General features: G+C 68.2%; 16 protein-coding genes. 3 read left to right on the top strand and 13 right to left on the bottom strand.

Translation table 11 applies throughout. The annotated features are described in order from the left end of the window. Positions 1 to 52: 52 nt before the first annotated feature. Together coaA and OG219_RS29205 are read left to right on the top strand one after the other, a co-directional pair. Positions 53 to 1,042, top strand: a complete 990-nt coding sequence (coaA, locus tag OG219_RS29210) for a type I pantothenate kinase (RefSeq protein WP_266831386.1) — start codon at positions 53 to 55, stop codon at positions 1,040 to 1,042. A 30-nt stretch (positions 1,043 to 1,072) separates the two neighbouring features. Continuing rightward, on the top strand, positions 1,073 to 2,014 hold the full coding sequence (locus OG219_RS29205; protein WP_266831384.1) for a DUF389 domain-containing protein: 942 nt from the start codon (positions 1,073 to 1,075) through the stop codon (positions 2,012 to 2,014). Here the strand turns inward: OG219_RS29205 and glmM are convergent. The 3 genes from glmM to rplM all read right to left on the bottom strand — a co-directional run bounded on the left by glmM (position 2,011) and on the right by rplM (position 4,591). After that, a complete protein-coding gene (gene glmM / locus OG219_RS29200; RefSeq protein WP_266831382.1) occupies positions 2,011 to 3,369 on the bottom strand; it encodes a phosphoglucosamine mutase in 1,359 nt (452 codons plus the stop codon). The two genes, OG219_RS29205 and glmM, sit on opposite strands and share 4 nt — an antisense overlap. A 205-nt stretch (positions 3,370 to 3,574) precedes the next feature. Next, complete coding sequence (rpsI, locus tag OG219_RS29195; protein WP_266831380.1) at positions 3,575 to 4,105, bottom strand: 30S ribosomal protein S9; 531 nt, start codon at positions 4,103 to 4,105, stop codon at positions 3,575 to 3,577. Between the two features lie 42 nt (positions 4,106 to 4,147). After that, positions 4,148 to 4,591, bottom strand: a complete 444-nt coding sequence (rplM, locus tag OG219_RS29190; RefSeq protein WP_010986363.1) for a 50S ribosomal protein L13 — start codon at positions 4,589 to 4,591, stop codon at positions 4,148 to 4,150. 417 nt (positions 4,592 to 5,008) lie between these two features. On the opposite strand from rplM, the gene OG219_RS29185 reads away from it, so the two are divergent. Then, on the top strand, positions 5,009 to 5,896 hold the full coding sequence (locus tag OG219_RS29185) for a hypothetical protein (RefSeq protein WP_266831377.1): 888 nt from the start codon (positions 5,009 to 5,011) through the stop codon (positions 5,894 to 5,896). Positions 5,897 to 5,929: 33 nt separating this feature from the next. Here the strand turns inward: OG219_RS29185 and OG219_RS29180 are convergent, their stop codons facing one another. From OG219_RS29180 to OG219_RS29135, 10 genes are all read right to left on the bottom strand, one after another. Further along, entirely contained in the window at positions 5,930 to 7,462 is a 1,533-nt protein-coding gene (locus tag OG219_RS29180) for a glycosyltransferase family 39 protein (RefSeq protein ID WP_266831375.1), read from the bottom strand. Next, a complete protein-coding gene (locus tag OG219_RS29175) occupies positions 7,459 to 9,072 on the bottom strand; it encodes a glycosyltransferase family 39 protein (RefSeq protein ID WP_266831373.1) in 1,614 nt (537 codons plus the stop codon). Before OG219_RS29175 ends, OG219_RS29180 begins: the two co-directional genes overlap by 4 nt. After that, positions 9,069 to 10,058: a glycoside hydrolase family 26 protein gene (locus OG219_RS29170; protein WP_266831371.1), complete on the bottom strand. Its 990-nt coding sequence runs from the start codon at positions 10,056 to 10,058 to the stop codon at positions 9,069 to 9,071. The genes OG219_RS29175 and OG219_RS29170 overlap by 4 nt, the downstream gene beginning before the upstream one ends. Continuing rightward, on the bottom strand, positions 10,058 to 11,485 hold the full coding sequence (locus OG219_RS29165) for a glycosyltransferase family 2 protein (protein ID WP_266836266.1): 1,428 nt from the start codon (positions 11,483 to 11,485) through the stop codon (positions 10,058 to 10,060). Before OG219_RS29165 ends, OG219_RS29170 begins: the two co-directional genes overlap by 1 nt. Positions 11,486 to 12,005: 520 nt before the next feature. Continuing rightward, the gene (locus OG219_RS29160) at positions 12,006 to 12,554 is read right to left on the bottom strand and encodes a GtrA family protein (RefSeq protein WP_266831369.1); all 549 of its coding nucleotides are present in this window, start codon (positions 12,552 to 12,554) and stop codon (positions 12,006 to 12,008) included. A gap of 100 nt (positions 12,555 to 12,654) precedes the next feature. Further along, complete coding sequence (locus tag OG219_RS29155; protein WP_266831367.1) at positions 12,655 to 13,416, bottom strand: polyprenol monophosphomannose synthase; 762 nt, start codon at positions 13,414 to 13,416, stop codon at positions 12,655 to 12,657. Positions 13,417 to 13,434: 18 nt separating this feature from the next. Then, a complete protein-coding gene (locus OG219_RS29150; RefSeq protein WP_266831365.1) occupies positions 13,435 to 14,751 on the bottom strand; it encodes a UDP-glucose/GDP-mannose dehydrogenase family protein in 1,317 nt (438 codons plus the stop codon). A 34-nt stretch (positions 14,752 to 14,785) separates the two neighbouring features. Continuing rightward, a complete protein-coding gene (locus OG219_RS29145) occupies positions 14,786 to 16,585 on the bottom strand; it encodes a glycosyltransferase family 39 protein (protein WP_266831363.1) in 1,800 nt (599 codons plus the stop codon). Next, positions 16,585 to 17,595, bottom strand: a complete 1,011-nt coding sequence (locus OG219_RS29140) for a glycoside hydrolase family 26 protein (RefSeq protein WP_266831361.1) — start codon at positions 17,593 to 17,595, stop codon at positions 16,585 to 16,587. The genes OG219_RS29145 and OG219_RS29140 overlap by 1 nt, the downstream gene beginning before the upstream one ends. Further along, on the bottom strand, positions 17,595 to 19,010 hold the full coding sequence (locus OG219_RS29135; RefSeq protein WP_266836265.1) for a glycosyltransferase family 2 protein: 1,416 nt from the start codon (positions 19,008 to 19,010) through the stop codon (positions 17,595 to 17,597). The genes OG219_RS29140 and OG219_RS29135 overlap by 1 nt, the downstream gene beginning before the upstream one ends. Between the last annotated feature and the right edge of the window lie 304 nt (positions 19,011 to 19,314).

Raw genomic sequence — 19,314 nt, 5'->3', positions numbered from 1 at the left:
GCGTGACGGACCCCACGTCCCATCCCGTCCACACTCCCGTAACAATGGACTGGTGATCTCTCCGGTCTCCTCGTTGCCGCGGAGCGCCCACCGGTCCAAGCCGGAGGCGACTCCCTACGTCGACCTCACCCGTGCCGAGTGGAGCGCGCTGCGCGAAAAGACGCCGCTCCCGCTGAACGCCGAGGAGGTCGAGAAGCTGCGCGGCCTGGGCGATGTCATCGACCTCGACGAGGTGCGGGACATCTACCTGCCGCTGTCCAGACTGCTCAATCTGTACGTCGGTGCCACCGACGGGCTCAGAGGCGCTCTGAACACCTTCCTGGGCGAGAAGGGCTCCCAGTCCGGCACGCCCTTCGTCATAGGCGTCGCGGGCTCGGTGGCCGTCGGCAAGTCCACGGTCGCCCGTCTCCTGCAGGCCCTGCTCTCCCGCTGGCCCGAGCACCCGCGCGTCGAGCTGGTCACCACGGACGGCTTCCTGCTCCCCACCGATGAGCTCGAAGCACGCGGCCTGATGTCGAGGAAGGGTTTCCCCGAGTCGTACGACCGCCGCGCGCTCACCCGGTTCGTCGCCGACATCAAGGCGGGCAAGGACGAGGTGACGGCCCCCGTCTACTCGCACCTGATCTACGACATCGTCCCCGGCCGGCGGCTCACGGTCCGCCGCCCCGACATCCTGATCGTCGAGGGCCTGAACGTCCTGCAGCCCGCCCTGCCCGGCAAGGACGGCCGCACCCGCGTCGGTCTCGCCGACTACTTCGACTTCAGCGTGTACGTCGACGCCCGCGCCGAGGACATCGAGGCCTGGTACCTCAACCGCTTCCGCAAGCTCCGCGCCACCGCCTTCCAGAACCCCTCCTCGTACTTCCGCAAGTACACCCAGGTCTCCGAGGAGGAAGCCCTCGACTACGCCCGTACGACCTGGCGGACCATCAACAAGGTGAACCTGCTGGAGAACGTGGCGCCCACCCGGGGCCGCGCGACCCTCGTCGTACGCAAGGGCCCGGACCACAAGGTGCAGAGGCTGAGCCTGCGCAAGCTTTAGCGGTCCATGCGAGCCGTGTAGAAAGACGTCATGCTGCATCTGCGCCTGATCACCCCGGCCGACAAGACGGACGACGTGGTGCGCCTGATCGAGAACACGGTCGGCACCGCCCATCTCGTGGTCGTGCCGGGCGCCGCCCGCAACCCTGCCGGAGACGTCGTGATGGTCGACGTCGCGCGCGAGGCGGGCGACGAACTCATCAGCGACCTGCAGGAGTTGGAGCTCGACAAGACCGGCTCGATCGCCGTCGAGAACATCGACCTGTCACTGTCGAAGCGCGCCGACAAGGCGGAGGACGAGGCGCCGGGCGAGGGTGTGGACGCGGTGCTGTGGGAGCACCTGACGGACGCGACGCACGAGGAGTCGACGCTCACCGTCACCTATGTGGGGCTCCTGGCGGTCGCGACGATGCTCGCGGCCTGCGGTGTGATGCTCGACAACGCGATCCTGATCGTCGGCGCGATGGCCGTGGGCCCGGAGTTCGGGCCGCTCGCCGGGATCTCCACGGCGCTGGTGCAGCGGGCCCCGCACCTGGTGTGGCGGTCGCTGTGGGCGCTGCTCGCCGGGTTCGCGATCGCCATGGTGCTGACGGCGGGCTTCAGTTGGCTGCTGGACGCGCTCGGGCTGTTCGAGAGGTCGATGGTGGAGGCGGCCCGGCCGAACACCGCTTTCATCTACAAGCCCGACTGGATGTCGTTCGTAGTGGCCTTCTTGGCCGGTATCGCCGGCACTCTCTCCCTCACGTCCGCGAAGTCCGGCGCGCTGATCGGCGTCGCGATCTCGGTGACCACGGTCCCGGCGGCCGCGAACGCGGCGGTGGCCTTCAGCTACACCGACTACTCCCAGACGTGGGGCTCCACTTGGCAGCTCCTCGCCAACCTCGGCGGCATCATCGCCGCCGGCACGCTCACGCTGCTCGCCCAGAAGTGGTTCTGGGCGAGACAGCGCGCGCGTACACCTGAAGTGGCTTAGCCGAGCGCCGACTTCACCGCGTCCGCGAGCCGCCCGGCAACCGACCGAGCGTGGTCGATGTCGGCGGCCTCCACCATCACCCGTACGAGCGGCTCGGTGCCGGACGGACGGAGCAACACCCGCCCGGTGGAACCGAGTTCACGCTCGGCGTCGGCCACGGCGCTGGCCAGTTCGGCGGAGGTCCCCACTCGCGACCTGTCGACGTCCGGCACATTGATGAGTACCTGCGGCAGCCGCTCCATGACGGACGCGAGGTCCCGGAGCGTACGACCGGACTGAGCGACCCGGGCCGCGAGGAGCAGCCCGGTCAGCGTGCCGTCGCCGGTGGTGGCGTGGTCGAGGATGATCACGTGCCCGGACTGCTCGCCGCCGAGCGCGTACCCGTGCTGCTTCATCTCCTCCAGGACGTAACGGTCGCCGACCGCCGTCTGCACGAAGGCCAGGCCCTCGCGCTCCATGGCCAGCTTGAAGCCCAGATTGGACATGACAGTCGCGACGACGGTGTCGGAGCGCAGTGCGGAACGCTCCCGCATCGCCAGCGCGAGTACAGCCAGAATCTGGTCCCCGTCGACCTCGGCACCCGTGTGGTCCACGGCGAGGCAGCGGTCGGCGTCGCCGTCGTGCGCGATGCCGAGGTCGGCACCGTGTTCGAGGACGGCGGCCTGGAGCTTCTCCATGTGGGTGGAGCCGCATCCGTCGTTGATGTTGAGCCCGTCCGGCTCGGCGCCGATCGTGATGATCTCGGCACCGGCGCGCGCGAAGGCCTCGGGCGACACCCGGGCGGCGGCACCGTGCGCCTCGTCGAGGACGACCTTGAGACCGTCGATGCGGTTCGGGAGTACGGCGATGAGGTGGGCGACGTACTGGTCGAAGCCCTCGTCGTAACTGCGGACGCGGCCCACGCCCGAGCCGGTCGGCCGGTCCCAGGGAGCGCCGGTGCGGTGCTCCTCGTAGACGCCCTCGATCCGGTCCTCCAGCTCGTCGGCGAGTTTGTGGCCGCCGCGGGCGAAGAACTTGATGCCGTTGTCGGGCATGGCGTTGTGGCTGGCGGAGAGCATCACGCCGAGGTCGGCGCCCAGCGCACCGGTGAGGTACGCCACCGCGGGGGTGGGCAGCACACCGACGCGCAGGACGTCCACGCCCGCGCTGGCCAGCCCGGCGACCACTGCGGCCTCCAGGAACTCCCCGGACGCGCGAGGGTCACGCCCGACCACCGCGACCGCCCGGTGGCCTTCGAACGTGCCCGCCTCGGCCAGTACGTGCGCCGCCGCGACGGAGAGGCCGAGCGCGAGCTCGGCCGTCAGGTCCGCGTTGGCGACACCGCGCACGCCGTCCGTGCCGAAGAGTCGTCCCACTTGTCCTCCTGAGAAAGCTTCAGAATTCGGACGTCATCCGATCACACGAGCCTTTGAGCACCTTGTGCCGTTATACGCCTAAGGCTGTGATAAACGAACGCCCCGACGGCACTGTGGCGTGCCGCCGGGGCGTTCGGACGTACTACGCGTAACCACACGTGATCGGCCGACCACACGTGCTAGGCGTACGAGCAGGCAGCGAAGATTAACGCTTGCTGTACTGCGGGGCCTTACGGGCCTTCTTGAGACCGGCCTTCTTGCGCTCGACCGCACGGTCGTCGCGCTTGAGGAAGCCGGCCTTCTTGAGGGCGCCGCGGTTGTTGTCGACGTCGGCCTCGTTCAGCGCGCGGGCGACACCGAGACGGAGCGCACCGGCCTGACCGGAGACGCCGCCACCCGTGATGCGGGCGATGACGTCGTAGCGGTTGTCGAGCTCGAGCACCTTGAAGGGCTCGTTGACTTCCTGCTGGTGCACCTTGTTGGGGAAGTAGTCCTCAAGGGTGCGACCGTTGATCTTCCACTTGCCGGTGCCCGGGACGATCCGGACGCGGGCGATGGCGTTCTTGCGACGGCCCAGGCCGGCGGCCGGCTGCGGGTCGCCGAAGCGGCCCGCGAGCGACTCCGAGGTGTACTCGCCCTCGACGGGGACCTCGGACTCGGTGGTGTAGTTCTCGACGTTCTCGACGAGCTCGCCCTCGGTCTCTTCGACCGGCTGCTCAACGGTGGTCTCGGCCACGATTCTCCTCAGAATTCTCTGTGTCTTAGGGGGTGGCCGGAACTACTGCGCGACCTGGGTGATCTCGAACGGCACCGGCTGCTGGGCAGCGTGCGGGTGCTGGTCGCCCGAGTAGACCTTCAGCTTCGAGAGCACCTGACGGCCCAGGGTGTTCTTGGGGATCATGCCCTTGATGGCCTTCTCGACGGCCTTCTCGGGGTTCTTCGCCAGCAGCTCGTCGTAACGGACGGAGCGCAGACCACCCGGGTAACCGGAGTGGCGGTACGCCAGCTTCTGGGTCTTCTTGTTGCCGGAGAGGTGCACCTTGTCGGCGTTGATGATGATGACGAAGTCACCGGCGTCGACGTGAGGGGCGTAGATCGGCTTGTGCTTGCCCCGAAGGATGTTCGCGGCGGTGGTCGCCAGACGACCCAGGACGACATCCTGAGCGTCGATGACGTACCACTGGCGAGTGATGTCGCCGGGCTTGGGGCTATACGTACGCACTTCGTAGCCTTCGCTTCTTCAGTGGATGGGTCCTGACACATGGCATCACTGAAGCGATCATGCAGCTGGGGACGACAGTGCCGGGAACGATGCCCGTATGCCGCCCACTGGTAACTGCTCCAGGGAACCTACGTAAGGGCCTCTCGCGTGAGAACGACCAAGCCGATACGCATAACGAAATGCAAGAGTACTCGGGCGGCCCCGGAAGGGTCAAAACGCGCCCCTACGGCCGCCACCGCGACCGGCAACGTCTAGTACAACCGTACGAAATATTCGCGACCCCTCGCACCCCGGGAACCGCGACGCACCAACCACCCGGAGATGTCACTTTTGCCCGTACGGGCTCACCGCACACCAGGAATCGAGTGCCCGCTGAAGCGGAACGGCACACCCCAACCCCCGTCTAAGATGCGGCACATGAGCTATGGGCAGGGTGGGCAGGGGCAGCCCCCGTGGGACCCCTGGAATTCGGGATCGCAGCGGCCTCAGTGGGGCAGCCAGACGGACGACCGGACTCCGGACTGGGCGGCGCTCGCCGACGCCTCCGAGTCGCGCAACAAGCGCCGCAGAGTGCTGCTGATCAGCGGCGGAGCGCTCGCCACGGTCGCGGTCGGCGTCGCCGTCGCGGTGGCCGTCGTGTCCGCGAACGGCAGCAGCCAGGCCTCGAACTCGCCCAGCAACCTGCCCCCCACCGCGGACATCCCGAGCGACGTCACCGCGCCGGAACCGTCCTTCGCGCCGACCTCGGCCCCTCCCCCGCTGGACCCGAAGGACTTCATATCCAGCGTGAAGAAGGACACGGCACCGCTCAGCCCCGGCCTCCTCTTCCCCGGCTCGACGCTGACCATGGGTGACCGCGTCTACACGAAGGGCCCGACGGCCGACACAACGAACTGCGCCGCGGCCGCGAAGGGCACGCTCGCCACGGTCCTCACCAAGAACAAGTGCACGCGCCTCCTGCGCGTCACCTACAGCAAGGACGGCATGGCGGTCACGGTCGGCGTGGCCGTCTTCGACACCGAGGCCCAGGCCGCCAAGGCCAAGGGCGACGCCGACGCGAAGAGCATCATCGCCTCGCTGGCCGGCGGAAAGGTCAAGCCCTTCTGCGACTCAGCGGTCTGCCGCTCGACCACGAACTCCTACGGCCGCTACGCCTACTTCACCCTCGCCGGCTTCACCAACGGCAAGGACGTGACAACAAAGGACACCACGGTCTTCACCACCGGCGACGACCTCGCGGAGTTCACCTTCCGGCAGATCCGGCGACGTGGCGAGGCACAGGCTTCGACAGCGGCCAACGAATAGCGGCCTTCGGCAGCGGTCGGCCGGCCCGGACAGTCAGCCACTGCGGCGCTCCAGCAGTTGGACCGTCACTTGGTGCAGCCGCTCGGTGCGCACCACCTCGAACCGGCCGTCCAGCGCCGCGGCCGTGCTCGGTCTCATGTCGGCGCGGGGATCGACCACCGCGGTCGACACCAGCCAAAGTCGCCGGTGGCCGGCCAGGCAGGCGGCGGGCACGTCGCACTCGTCGGCCGCGTACCAGCCGGTCTGCTGCGGCGTCCGCTTCATCAGCGCGTCCTTGGGCCGAGCGCCTCTCCGGAGCTCGTACGCCATGGCCTTGCGCACGCCGAACGTGCCGTTGAAGACGATCCCGTCGCCGGGCCGCTGTGCGACCTTCACCACGCGCCCCGCGCCCGCGAAATCGGGCTCGTCCGGGAGATCCTGACTCGCCGTCGCGACGGCGGGCAGTACCTGGAGGGCAAACCCGGCCACGGCGCCGGTCACCAGCACCCCGCCCGTCACCCGGCCCCAGCGGCCCGTCCACCGCGCCCGGGCCAGCGCATCCGCGCACCGGACCCCACCGGCGGCCGCGAGCAGCAGCCAGCCCGGGATGGTGAACAGCAGATACCTGGGCAGGAAGAGATGGAGCTGGTCGGACGTGAGGAAGGTGAGAGCCGGTGGGAGCACGGCCCAGACCAGGGGCACGACGGCCTTGCGTCCCGCCGTCAGCAGCCCCACGACCCCGAGGCCCATCACTACCGCGCCGGAGAACCAGGACCCGAACAGCTCCGCCGGGTACGTGGTCAGGTCCCGTAGGACCACGTTGTTCCAGGCGATCTGGCCGGCCTGCCCCGAGCCCTGGACCATCATCGGGATGACTGCCGACGTGCCCATCACCACCGCGCAGCCGAACGCCCAGTGCGCGATCGGGTCACCGCCGCGTCTGGCCCGCAGGACCGCCACCAGGTGGGCCGCCAGCACGCAGAGAGCCACCAGGTGGGTAAGCCCGGTCAGGGCGATCGCCAACGTGTAGAGCGCCCAGCCCTTGAGGGTCGGCCGCTCCAGAGCACGCAGCAGCATCAGCGTGGCGAGCAGGGAGAACAACACCGCGAAGGCGTACGGGCGCGCCTCCTGTCCGTACCGCGTGACCGTCGGAAGCAGGGCGAACAGCAGACTCGCGACCAGACCCGCGCGCGTGCCGAACAGCTGCCGCCCGACGAGCCCCAGCAACCCCGCCGACGCCGCCATGGCCAGCGCCTCGGGCAGCCGCAGGGCGGCAGGTGAGGTTCCGGCGAGCGCGATCCAGAAATGCATCAGTGCGTAGAACGGCGCGAAGACCGCATCGATGTGCCCGATGAGAACGCCCAGGTCCGGAAATCTGATCGAGGACGCCCACCAGGTGCAGTGCTCGTCACGCCACAGCTGGCGATGCCCGATGCCGCGCAGGACGCAGACCAGCGCGACGGCCGTGGGCAGCAGGAAGACGAGTGCCGGGACCCACCTGCGGTCGCGCGCCGTCGGCGGGCCGACGTCTTCCGTACTGGCGGTACGGGACGGCCGGACGACAGGATCCGTGCTCAAGGAAGTCATCGCTTCACCCAGATCCGGTAGTGGCCTTGTTGGTCGTTGCCGAACGGCACCGTGGCCAGCAGGCGGTACCGGCCGCTGCTGCGCACCGCCGCCGCGACGGGGCCGTCCAGTTCGCTCGCGACCCCGTCGAGCACGACCAGGTCGAACCAGCCGTCGGCGAGCGCCTTGCGGTAGCCGTCCACACCGTGGTGCACGGCGCCCCGGGCGTCCTGGTAGCCGATGTAGTAGAGCGAGCTCCAGCTGGCCTGGGCGGTGATGTCCCGCAGGTAGTACACGGGCACATTGGGCGTAGCCGCGAGATAGCGGCCTTCGCCCGGTTTCACGTACTGCCGAAGGGCCGTGTTGAGCCGGCTCGAATCGGGCCAGGAGGCGAACCACTCGGCCGACTTGGTCAGCCCCACGCAGAGCATGGTCACCCACACGACACAGGCCAGCTGCGGATGCCGGAAGTGCGCGCCCACCAGCCGGGTCAGACCGACACCGGCGAGGGGTGCGGCGAAGAGCAGGCCGAATCCGATGTGTTTGTAGAGGGCGACGGAGGTCGAGAGGTGGATCTGGTAGGCCGGGGCGAGCAGCGCGGTGCCGCACAGCAGCACACCCAGCAGGGCACGCCAGACTCCGCCCGGCACACCGAGGCGCGCCGCCTGCGGAGCTTCGTTCATCCGGCCCCGGCGCGCGTACGCGACGGCGCCGCCGCAGGCGGTCAGGAACATCGCCCCGCCCCATACCGTGCTCTTCCAGAGCAGCTCCCGCACGCCGTCGGTGCCGTGTGCGCGTGCGGTGGTGGTGGCGCGTACACCGTCGAGTACGTCGGTGTAGTGGAGCCCTGCGAGGATCGGAACGATCACGCCGGTCACCAGCAGCACGGCCCGCACGACGCTCCCCCTGCCGCGGTGCGGCCAGGAGACGAGCGCGGCGAGCACGACCAGGGTCGGCAGATAGAGGCCGGCGGCGTACTTGGTGGCGACCGCCAGGACCGCGACCGGGGCGGCGAGCAGCACCGCCGCGAGGGGTGCCCGGTCGGTCCGTACGATGATCCAGGCCGCGAGGGCGAGCAGGAAGACCGCCGCCGAGTCGTAGGTGGCGAAGTTGCCGAGGATGATCGTGGAGGGGATCACCGCGAACAGCGCGGACGCGGCGAGGGCCGGCCGCTCGCTGAACAGCCGCCGGGTCATCGCGTACAGCAGCGCGTTGGCCCCGAGCATGAAGAGCAGACTCAGCAGGCGAGCGCCGCCGAGGCCGAACCTGGCGTCGACGAGCGCGGCCAGCACCGGGTAGAGGAGCGGAGAGCCCGAGAAGTAGCTCCCGTAGTCGGTCGGCACGGGTGTGCCGTGCAGCAGATGGGCGATCTGCACATGACCGGAGCTGAGGTAGACCGCTTCGTCCTGGAAGGCGGTGTTGTGCAGCCGGAGCGACAGAACCGCCTGGAATACCAGGACACACAGCAGGACGGCCCGGCTGACCCAGGTGCGCCGACGGCAGCCCGCCATGCTCCAGGCCGCCTCCGGGACCTTCGGGACCTGATAGGCCGGGGCGGCCGGGGCCTGCTGGTCGCCGTGCTGGGGTGGAACCGGGTGGACCACCTGGAGGCCGTGCTCTGTGGACGTCATCCGACCTTCCGCACGTCGAAGCCGTAGAGGTCGCTCGCGGCGAGTCGCCGGAACTCGGCGAGACCCTCCGGATGGGCCGACAGCCGCCAGTCGGCGCGCGCGTTGTGGTCGAACCAGGCGAATCCGATGATGTCGCGAGCGGCAGTGACGCCCTGGAAGAGCGCGCGTACGTCGCCCTTCCGGTACTCGCCGGGCATGGCACCCGTCTCGAGGACGAGCAACGGCAAGCGGCTGAACCTGCGCACCTCTGTGACGGTCGGCCCGAACAGGCCCTCGAAGGTGTGCGGGTCCCAGTCGGTGAAATACCCGACCATGCCCACCCAGTCGACGTAGTTGTCGCCCGGGTAGAAGGGCTTCAGGTCTGTGTCACTGCCAGGTTCGATGATGTTCGGCGACCAGGCCCAGATCACGTTGGTCGCGCCGACGTCCTCGAAGACGTCGTGGATGTGCCGCCAGGCCCTGACGTATTCCCGGGGTGTGGTTTTGGTGATCCCCCACTCCTCCCAGTTGCCGTTCATCTCGTCCGCGAAGCTGATCGCGAACGGAATGTTCAGCCTGCGCGCCGCTTTCGCGTAGCTCCTGAGATAGTCGTCGGACGCTCCGTCGGCGATCTCGGTGAGGGAAATGGTCTGCGGCTCCCAGGACACGACGGTCAGCGCGCCGGAGTTCCAGGCGTTGCGCACGCCCGTGGCGTCGAATCCGTCACCCCAGGCGGCGTAGTACGCGATGAGGTTCGGCTTCTTGCCGACCATCGTGGCGTAGTCGCTGACCGGCTTCATGGAGGTCGGGGCCTTGGGCCGGGAGACTCCGAAGTACTTCTTCAGCGGCTTGAGCAACGGGCGTACGTCATAGGGCAGTTCCTGGGCCGCCGCCGGTGAGGCCGGGGCGTGGGGACGGCCGGTGGCGGTGCCCGGGCTGCAGGCCGTCACCGCGAGCGCGGCGGCGAGCGGTACGAGCAGGGTGGCGGTGGCACGGAACAAGCGCATCAGTTGGCTCCCATCGCACGAGGCTGTACAAGGACCCGTCCGACGATCAGCGCGTAGAAGAGTCCGGAGGAAAGAAGGAGGGCGAAATCGGACGGGTCGAGCGTGAGCGTGCGCCAGATGGCGGCGCCGACCCAGAGCACGGCGGTTCCGCCGCCCCACAGCCACACGCCGATCCGGTGCCGTTTGATCCCGTTCCGCTTCGCCTCGGCGGAGCCGGTGGCCCGCCACCCCATACGCCGGCCGCGCAGGATGTCCCAGATCGAGAAGACATGCGCCCAGCCGTACATCATGCGGACCGCCCATGCCTCCAGGCGGTAGGGAACCCGGTGCCACAGCGTGAACACGAGCGTGGTGTAGATGACGCTGGGCAGCACCCACCAGAGGGTCTCCACCGTGGGCTTGTCCGGGAAGGCCAGCAGCAGCACGATCGGGATCAGGGGCGCGACGAGGGTGAACAGGGCCGTGTGAATGTAGTAGAAGAAGCCGGACAGATAGCAGAGTCTGCTGGAGAGCCTGATCCTGGCCTGCCAGAACTTCGAGCTGCCCAGCAGGCTCATCGAGCCGGCGCACCAGCGGTACTGCTGGTTGAAGAAGGCATCCGCGTTGTCCGGGCACACACCCGCCGACAGCGCCACCGGCACATAGCGCAGGTCCCAGCCGAGGCGCCGCAGGTCGAAGCCGGTGTGCACGTCCTCCGAGTGCTCGATGAGGGTGGTGCCGCCGTTCTCCTGAAGCGCCGCGCGCCGGTAGACGGCACAGCTGCCGACGCAGATCGCCCCGTCGCGGCTCTGCCGGGAGACCTGTACGGCCCGGTAGAACAGTTCCTGGACCGCGCCGGCCCCGCGCTCGATCCAGTTCTGCGCGTTGAGTACCCGGAAGTACTGCGGGGACTGGACGATGGCGAGCCTCTCGTCCGCCTCCATGTACGGGAGCAGCTCCTGGAGCAGATCGGCGCGTGGCGTGAAGTCTGCGTCGAGGATGAGGATGTACGCGCCGTCCGTGCAGTCGAACCCGAAGTGCAGATTGCCGGCCTTCTTGAACCAGCCGCGGTTGGCACGGGTGTCGTAGCGGAAGCCGAAGTCGGCGGCCATGGCGCGCAGGTCGGGGCTGGCCGAGTCGTCCAGGACGAACGGCTCGCAGACGCCCGGATATTGGTCCGCGAGCGCCCGGACGTGGGTCCAGGTGTTGTGCAGCACCTCGATCGGCTCACCGCACACCGGCAGGAAGACGTCGACCGAGGGATAGGTGTCGGGGCGCCAGTCACCCACGAGCCTTCGATGCCGCTCGACATCGAAATCGGGGGTGAACAGGTTCACCCGGAGCGAGATCACGTAGTAGAGCACGGTGAACGCCAGGAACGGGGCGAACAGCCACAACAGCGGCGTGGAGGAGGCCAGTCGGAGCTGACTCACCGCCAGACAGCCCATGCTGACCAGCGAGGTGACGGTCAGCACCGGCAGGCGGCGCTTGGCGTAGGCGTATTTCTCGGCGTCCGACGGCGGTACCGGCAGCAGACCGGGGGGCGCCGGCGTGACCGCCTGGGGCTGGTGGGTCTGCTGCCGTCTTGTCCCGGGGCTCACCACTCGGGCGGCCTCAATTGAACTCATTCAGGTCTCCCAGACCACCCGCCCCGCAGGGAGCGAGGCGACGTGCCGGGAAATCTAGGCCGGGGTCCACAGGCCGTCGTGGCGGCACAAGCGAACAAATCCACGTTTAACTCGAATTAACGGAACTACTACTCGAAATGCCAAAAGGCGGCGCTAATACGACAAATCTTCACCTCTGCTCCCGAACTCCGCGAGCTGCGCCTCGGCCTTCGGCGTCGAGTACGTCGGCGCCACACCCTTCAACAGCGCGGGCGTAGCTCTCGCCCGTTCCTCCCGCGCCTTCCAGTCCCGGGTCGGCAGCACCGACGCGGCTCGCCCTGAAGCACGGCAGCCAGACCGGTCACGCCTTCTCCTGGAACGCGGCCAGGAGGGGTTCGGGGGGCGCCGCCGACGGGGCGTGGAAGGCGGGCGCCCCACCGCGCGAGTCCGCCACCGTACGGTCCTGTTGACCACCGGCAACCCTGAACACCCACGTCCGGTAGGACCAGAAACGGAAGACCGTCGCGATGCCGATGCCGACGAGCTTGCAGATGTTGTTGGCGAGCGGGCTGTCCCAGCCGAATCCGTAGGTGGTCGCGTAGAGGACCGAGTTCTCGATGACCAGGCCGATCGCGCTGAAGGAGAGAAAAAGAACCAGCTCCTTCCTCCGACTGCGTTCGTCCTGGGTCTGGTCCCGGTACGCGAAGTACCGGAGGCCGAGATAGTTGCCCATGATGGCGATGGCGGTCGCCAGAACACTCGCCCTGACGGTCTGCCAATGGGCAACACTCCTGACGAGGTTGAAGACCCCGAGATTGATGACGAATCCCGAGAGCCCCACCAGGCCGAACTTCGCGATCTCGCGGTACAGGTGCCCCCACCGCGAAGGAACCGCGTGCCGTCCGCTCATGGTGAAGTCGTGTCCCTTTTCTCAATGGTCCTGTGAAGTCATGGCCTGTGTGTGTCCCCGTCCGTCGGCCCGCCACCCCGCGGGCCGACGGATCCGGTTCTCAGCTCCGCCGGTTGCGCATGCGCAGTCGCAACGGCACCAGCGCCGACTCGAGCTGCGTCGCGAGGTTCATCTTGGACACGCCTTCGGTGCGCTCCGTGAAACGGATCGGGATCTCGACGGCGCTGTGCCCGGCCCGGACGGCCTTGAACTTCAGCTCGACCTGGAAGCTGTAGCCGGCGCTGTCCAGGGTCGCGAGATCCACGTCACGCAGAGTGGCGGCCGACCACAGGTTGAAGCCTGCGGTGATGTCCCGGATCTTCGTGCCGAGCACGGTCCGGGCGTAGCGGTTGGCGAAGCGGGACAGCAGGACGCGGTGCTTCCCCCACTCCGCGTCCAGCGACCCGCCCTCCACGTACCGGCTGCCGACGACCAGGCCCACCCTCGAGGCCACGGCCGTGCCGAGCATCCGCGGGACCGCCTCGACGGGGTGGCTGCCGTCGGCGTCCATCTGGACGACGTACGCGGCACCCTCCGCGAGCGCGGCGCTCATGCCCGCGACGTACGCGCGCCCGAGGCCGTCCTTCTCGGTGCGGTGCAGGACGCTCATCCGGCGGCGCCCGTCCCAGTTGTACTTCGCCGCGAGCTCCTCGGCGATCCGCCCGGTGCCGTCGGGGCTGGAGTCGTCGACGATCTTCAGGTGCAGCCCCTCGATCGGCAGGTCGAGCACCAGCTCGGCCATGCGGGGCAGGTTCGCCGCCTCGTTGTACGTCGGCATCACGATGGTGACCGGTATGCCGGGGTGTCTGTCGTAGTCCGTCATGTCCTTCTCTTCCCTCCCCTAGAGGCCCCGAAGGGACCTCTCCCCAACCGGCGCGGGTCTGCCCAGCGCACGGAAATGCCAGCCCGCCGCGGACCAGCGGTCCCCGTCGAGCGCCCCCCGGCCGTCCACGATCCGCGGCCAGGACACCAGCGACGCGGCCCACTCCGGGTCGATGTCCCGGAACTGCGGCCACTCGGTCAGATGCAGTACGAGGTCGGCTCCCCTGAGCGCCTCCTCGGCCGACATCGCGTATCCGAGGAGCGGGAACGCCTTGCGGGCGTTGTCCAGCGCCTCGGGGTCGTAGACCGTGACGTCGGCGCCGTCGAGGCGCAGACGGGCGGCCACGTTCAGTGCGGGCGAGTCCCGGATGTCGTCCGAGTCCGGCTTGAAAGCCGCGCCGAGTACGGCGACACGGGCGCCCAGCACCGCACCCCCGCACAGCTCCCGCGCCAGCTCGACGACCTTGTCGCGGCGTCGCATGTTGATCGCGTCGACCTCGCGCAGGAATGCCAGCGAGACGCCCAGCTCGTCGGCACGGTGCGCGAACGCACGGATGTCCTTGGGCAGGCAGCCGCCGCCGAACCCGACGCCGGCTCGCAGGAACTTCCGGCCGATCCGGTCGTCGTACCCGATCGCCTCGGCGAGCACTCCGACGTCACCGCCCGCCGCCTCGCAGACCTCTGCCATCGCGTTGATGAAGGAGATCTTGGTGGCGAGGAAGGCGTTGGCTGCCGTCTTGACCAGCTCGGCGGTCGGGAAGTCGGCGGTGACCAGCGGCGTCCCGGCGTCGAGGACTTGGGCGTACACCTGGCGAAGGATCGTTTCGGCGCGCTCGGAGCGCACGCCGAGGACCAGCCGGTCGGGGCGCAGCGTGTCCTCGACGGCGAAGCCCTCGCGCAGGAACTCCGGGTTCCAGGCGACCTCGGCGTCGTGCAAGGAGGCCAGCCGCTCCGCGGTGCCGACCGGCACGGTCGACTTGCCGACCAGCAGCGCGCCCTCGGCCGCATGCTCGGCGATCGCCGCGAAGGCCGCGTCGACGTAGGTGAGGTCGGCGCCCTCGGAGCCCTTGCGCTGCGGGGTGCCGACGCACACGAAGTGGACGTCGGCGAAGGCCCCGGCCTCCGCGTAGTCGGTGGTGAACCTGAGCCGCCCGCTCGCCGTGTGCTTCGCGATCAGCTCGGCCAGCCCGGGCTCGTGGAAGGGCACCCGGCCGGCCTGCAACGCGGCGACCTTCTCTGGAACCACATCGACCCCGAGCACCTCGTGCCCGAGCTCCGCCATGCAGGCGGCGTGGGTGGCACCGAGGTAGCCGGTGCCTATGACTGTGAGCCGCATGGGTACGGCCTTTCTTCCTTCAGAGCGGATGCGCTCATGAGGTCTTGATCCAGATGCGGTACTCGCTTGTGCCGTTCGCGTTGCGGAACGGGATCTCGGCCAGCAGCCGGTAGTGCGAGTTGCCCTTGACCGCGGCGGCGATGATGTCGTCCACCCGCGGGTTGGTGAGCCCGTCAAGGACGATCAGGTCGAAGTCGCCGTCCTTGACCGCGGCCTTGTAGGCCTCGTCGCCGCTGTAGTACTTGCCCTTCTCGTCCTTGTACTCCATGCCGAAAAGACTGTGCCACTGGTTGTGACTGGACTTGTCGTACAAGTAGTAGACGGGCACCTCGGGCGTCGAGGCGATGTAGTTGCCCTTGCGGTCCACATGGGACTCGATCGCGCTGATCATCTTCGCGGAGTTGGGCCAGATGTCGAAGCGCCAGTCCGCCTGCTGAATGCCCATGCACAGCACAGCGGTCCAGAGAATGATGCCGAGCTGGGGATAGCGGAAGTGCGCACCCACCAGGCGGGTTACGCCCACACCGGCCATCGGCGCGGCGAAGAGAAGACCGAAGCCGACGTGCTTGAACAGCGAGACCACGGTCCCCAGATGGACCTGGTACGCCGGTGCCAGCATTGCCGTGCCGCACAGCACCAGGCCGAGCAGGGCCCGCCAGCGCCAGCCGGGATTGCCGAGCCGCAGGGCCTGCGGCGACTCGTTCATACGGCTGCGCCGGACGTACGAGACGGCACCGCCGACGGCGGCCAGGAACATCAGCCCGCCCCACTTGGCGGACTGCTCCAACAGGAACTCGGTGGTGTCGGTGCCGTGGACACGGTTGGTGGTGGTCTGCCGCACACCGTCCATCAGGTCGGTGGTGTACATGCCGGCGGCGACCAAGCCGCCGATGCCGAGCGCGAGGAGCACCATCCGCACGAACGCCTTGCGGCCCTTGTGCGGCCACGCCGTGAGCAGCGCGAGCATGACGATGGTCGGCAGGTACAGCGCGGACGCGTACTTCACGCCGATCGCCAGGACGCCGACGGGTGCAGCCAGCAGCACGGCGAACACGGGCGCCCGGTCGGTACGTACGACGATCCAGGTCGTCAGGGCGAGCAGGAACACCGCGGCGGCGTCGTAGGTGGCGAAGTAGCCCATGACGACGGTCGACTGGAGCACCGCGAAGAGGGCGGCGGCAGCCAGCGCGGCGCGCTCGTTGAACAACCGCCGGGTGAAGGAGTACAGCAGCCCGGTGGTGCAGAGCATGAAGAACAGGCTCAGGCAGCGCGCCCCGGCGAGCCCGAACTTCGCGTCCACGATCGCCGCGAGCACGGGGTAGAGCTGCGGCGAGCCGGAGAAGTACGCGGCATAGTCGCGGGGCAGCTCGGTGCCGTTGAGCAGGTGGTCCAGCTCGGAGTGGCCGGCCGCCAGGTACAGCGCCTCGTCCTGGAACGCTGTGTTGGACAGCCGCAGGGACAGCGCCGCCTGGATGAGCATGATGCACAGCAGCACGGCCCTGCTGACCCAGGCCCGCCGCCGGCTCGCCTCCATCTCCCAGCCGGCTTCCGGCGTCTCGGGGATGTGGTAGCCGGGCTCGTCGTCCGGCACCTGCTGGTACTGGACCGTGCGCAGGGCGTACGTCGGCTGATCGTCGTAGCCGCTCTGCCGCTGTTCCGGGATGCCGACCTGATACTGCTGCTGTTCCTGATAGGGGTGGCCCTGGTCGTCGTACGCGTACCCCTGTTGCTGGTACTGCTGCGGCGCCCGCCCGTTCGAGTTGAACCAGCTGTCGTCGTCCTCCGCGTCCGGATCGTAGGGCTGAGGCGTGTAGTGATCGTGTCGGGAGGTCATCACGGCTTCCGTACGTCGAAGCCGAAACGGTCGTCGGCGGCCAGTCGCTTGAACTCCTTCAGCGCAAGCGGGCTCGCCTCCAATCGCCAGTCGGCACGCTTCTTGTGGTTGAACCAGACGAAGCCGAGCATGTTGTCGTCGGCCTCGACGCCCTCGAACAGGTTGCGGATGTCGGCCCGTCGCCGCTCACCCGCCATGGCCGCGGTCTCGACCAGGAGCATGGGCTTCTTGGTGAAGGCCCGGATCTCGTCCACGGTCGGACCGAAAATGGTGTCGAAGGCGTTGTCCTCTTCGAGCGTCCAGTAGCCGATCAGCCCGACCCAGTCGACGTAGGCGTCGCCCGGGTAGTACGGCTTCAGCTGCACACTCTTGACCGGGTTGATGATGTTGGGCGACCAGGCCCAGATCACGTTCGAGGCGCCGACGTCGATGAACGTGTCGTGGATGTGCCGCCAGGCGGCCACGTACTCCTCGGGCGTCGCGGACGTCGTGCCCCACTTCTCCCAGTGGCCGTTGAACTCGTCGGCGAAGTCGATCACGACGGGGAGGTTCAGCTTGCGGACCGCGGTCGCGTACTCCTTGATGTACGCGTCGGACTTGCCGGCCCCGATGTCGGCGAGGCTGGTGTCGAAGGGCTCCCAGGACATCAGCGTCATGGCGCCCTCGGCCCAGGCCTTGCGCACACCACTGGCGTCGAAGCCGTCGCCCCAGGCGGCGTAGTACTCGATGAGGTTCGGCTGCTTGCCGGTCATCTCGGTGTACGCGTCGACGCTCTTCATGGAGGTCGGCGCGCCGTCGACGGCGGCTCCGTAGTACTTCTTCTCCGGCTTCAGCAGCGGTACGACGTCGTAGGGGATGTCGGACTCCGCGCTGCTCGACGGATCGGCGCCGGCCTGTCCGGCAGATGGATCACTGTTCGATCCGTCGTCCAGCACGGAGCAGCCGCTGAGGGCGAGAGCGGTGAGCAGGACGGCGGACAGGACGGTACGAGTACGAGTGCGGAACTGCATCAGGCGACCGCTTTCTCACGCGGCTGGACCAGCACGCGGCCCACTACAAGGGCGTAGAAAAGTCCGGAGGACAGGATCAGGGCGAAGTTCGGGGCGTCCATGGTGAACGTCCGGTAGACCGCGCCCACCACCCAGATCAGAGCGGTGCCGCCGCTCCAGACCCACATGCCGATCCAGAAGCGGCGGGTCTTGTTCTTCTTGGCGCCGGAGGAACCGGTGGGCTGCCAGCCCATGCGGTTCTTGCGCAGGATGTCCCAGATGGCGAAGACGTGCGCCCAGCCGTACATCATGCGGGCGGCCCAGGCCTCCAGGCGGTACGGCGCCTTGTGCCACATCGGGAAGACCATCGTGGTGTAGATGATGCTGGGCAGCACCAGGAGCAGATGCTCGACCCGCAGCTTCTCCGGCATCATCACCAGCAGCACGATGGGGATGACCGGCGCCGCGAAGGTGAACAGCGCCGTGTGGATGTAGTAGAAGAAGCCGGACATGTAGCACAGGCGGCTGGACAGCTTGATCTTGCGCTGCCAGAACTTCTTGCTGGCGAGCAGGCTCATCGAGCCGGAGCACCAGCGGTACTGCTGGTTGAAGAAGGCGCCGGCGGTGTCCGGGCACACTCCCGTGGAAACGGCGACCGGCACATAGCGCAGGTCCCAGCCGAGGCCGCGCAGGTCGAAGCCGGTGTGTACGTCCTCGGAGTGCTCGATCAGCGTCGTACCGCCGTTGGTGTCCAGCGCGGCCCGCCGGTAAACGGCACAGCTGCCGACGCAGATGGCGCCATCGCTGCCCTGCCGGGAGACCTGCACGGACCGGTAGAACAGCTCCTGCACGGCGCCCGCGCCACGCTCGATCCAGTTCTGCGAGTCCAGCACGCGGAAGTACTGCGGGGACTGGACGATGCCGATGGCCGGGTCCGACTCCATGTACGGCAGCAGCTCTTCGAGCAGGTCGGCACGCGGGGTGAAGTCGGCGTCCAGGATGAGGATGTACTGGCCGTCCGACTGCCCGAACCCGAAGTGCAGATTGCCGGCCTTCTTGAACCAGCCGCGGTTCTCCCGGGTGCCGTAGCGGAACCCGAAGTCCCGGGCCATCGCCTTCAGCTCGGGGCTGGCACCGTCGTCGAGGACGAACGGGACACAGACGCCCGGGTAGTGGTCGGCCATCTCCCGCACATGCCGCCAGGTGTTGTGCAGCACCTCGATGGGCTCACCGCACACCGGCAGGAACACGTCGACCGTGGGATAGGCCTCGGGCCGCCAGTCGTGGACGAGCCGCTTGTGGTACGCGATGTCGAAGTCCCTGGTAAGGCCATTCACCCGCAGCGACACCAGGTAGTAGATGACCGTGAAGGCCAGCAGCGGAGTGTAGATCCACAGCACCGGCGTGGACTGTGCCAGCTTGAACTGGCTCACCACCAGGCAGCAGAAGCTGATCAGCGAGCTGATCGTCAGGATCCACAGATTCCGACGGGCGTAGGAGTACTTCTCCCTGTCCGTCGGCGGCAGCGGCAGCAGCCCCAGACGAGCACCGTCACCCCGCCCGGCCCTCCGTCGTCCGCTGCTCTGACGCACAGCGCGACGCCCCCCGGTCCGTACCGGACCAACTGAACTCATGAAGAAACCGCCCCATGGGCCTAGCCGGCCCGTTGCCCCCACCCTTGCTCGGCCTCCCTATCGAACTAACGGCCGAGCTGCGAAAGAATATACGAGAGGTTGTGAA

The sequence above is a fragment of the Streptomyces sp. NBC_00038 genome (assembly GCF_026343635.1).
GTDB lineage: Bacteria > Actinomycetota > Actinomycetes > Streptomycetales > Streptomycetaceae > Streptomyces.
This window is presented reverse-complemented; position numbering and strand designations above follow the sequence as displayed.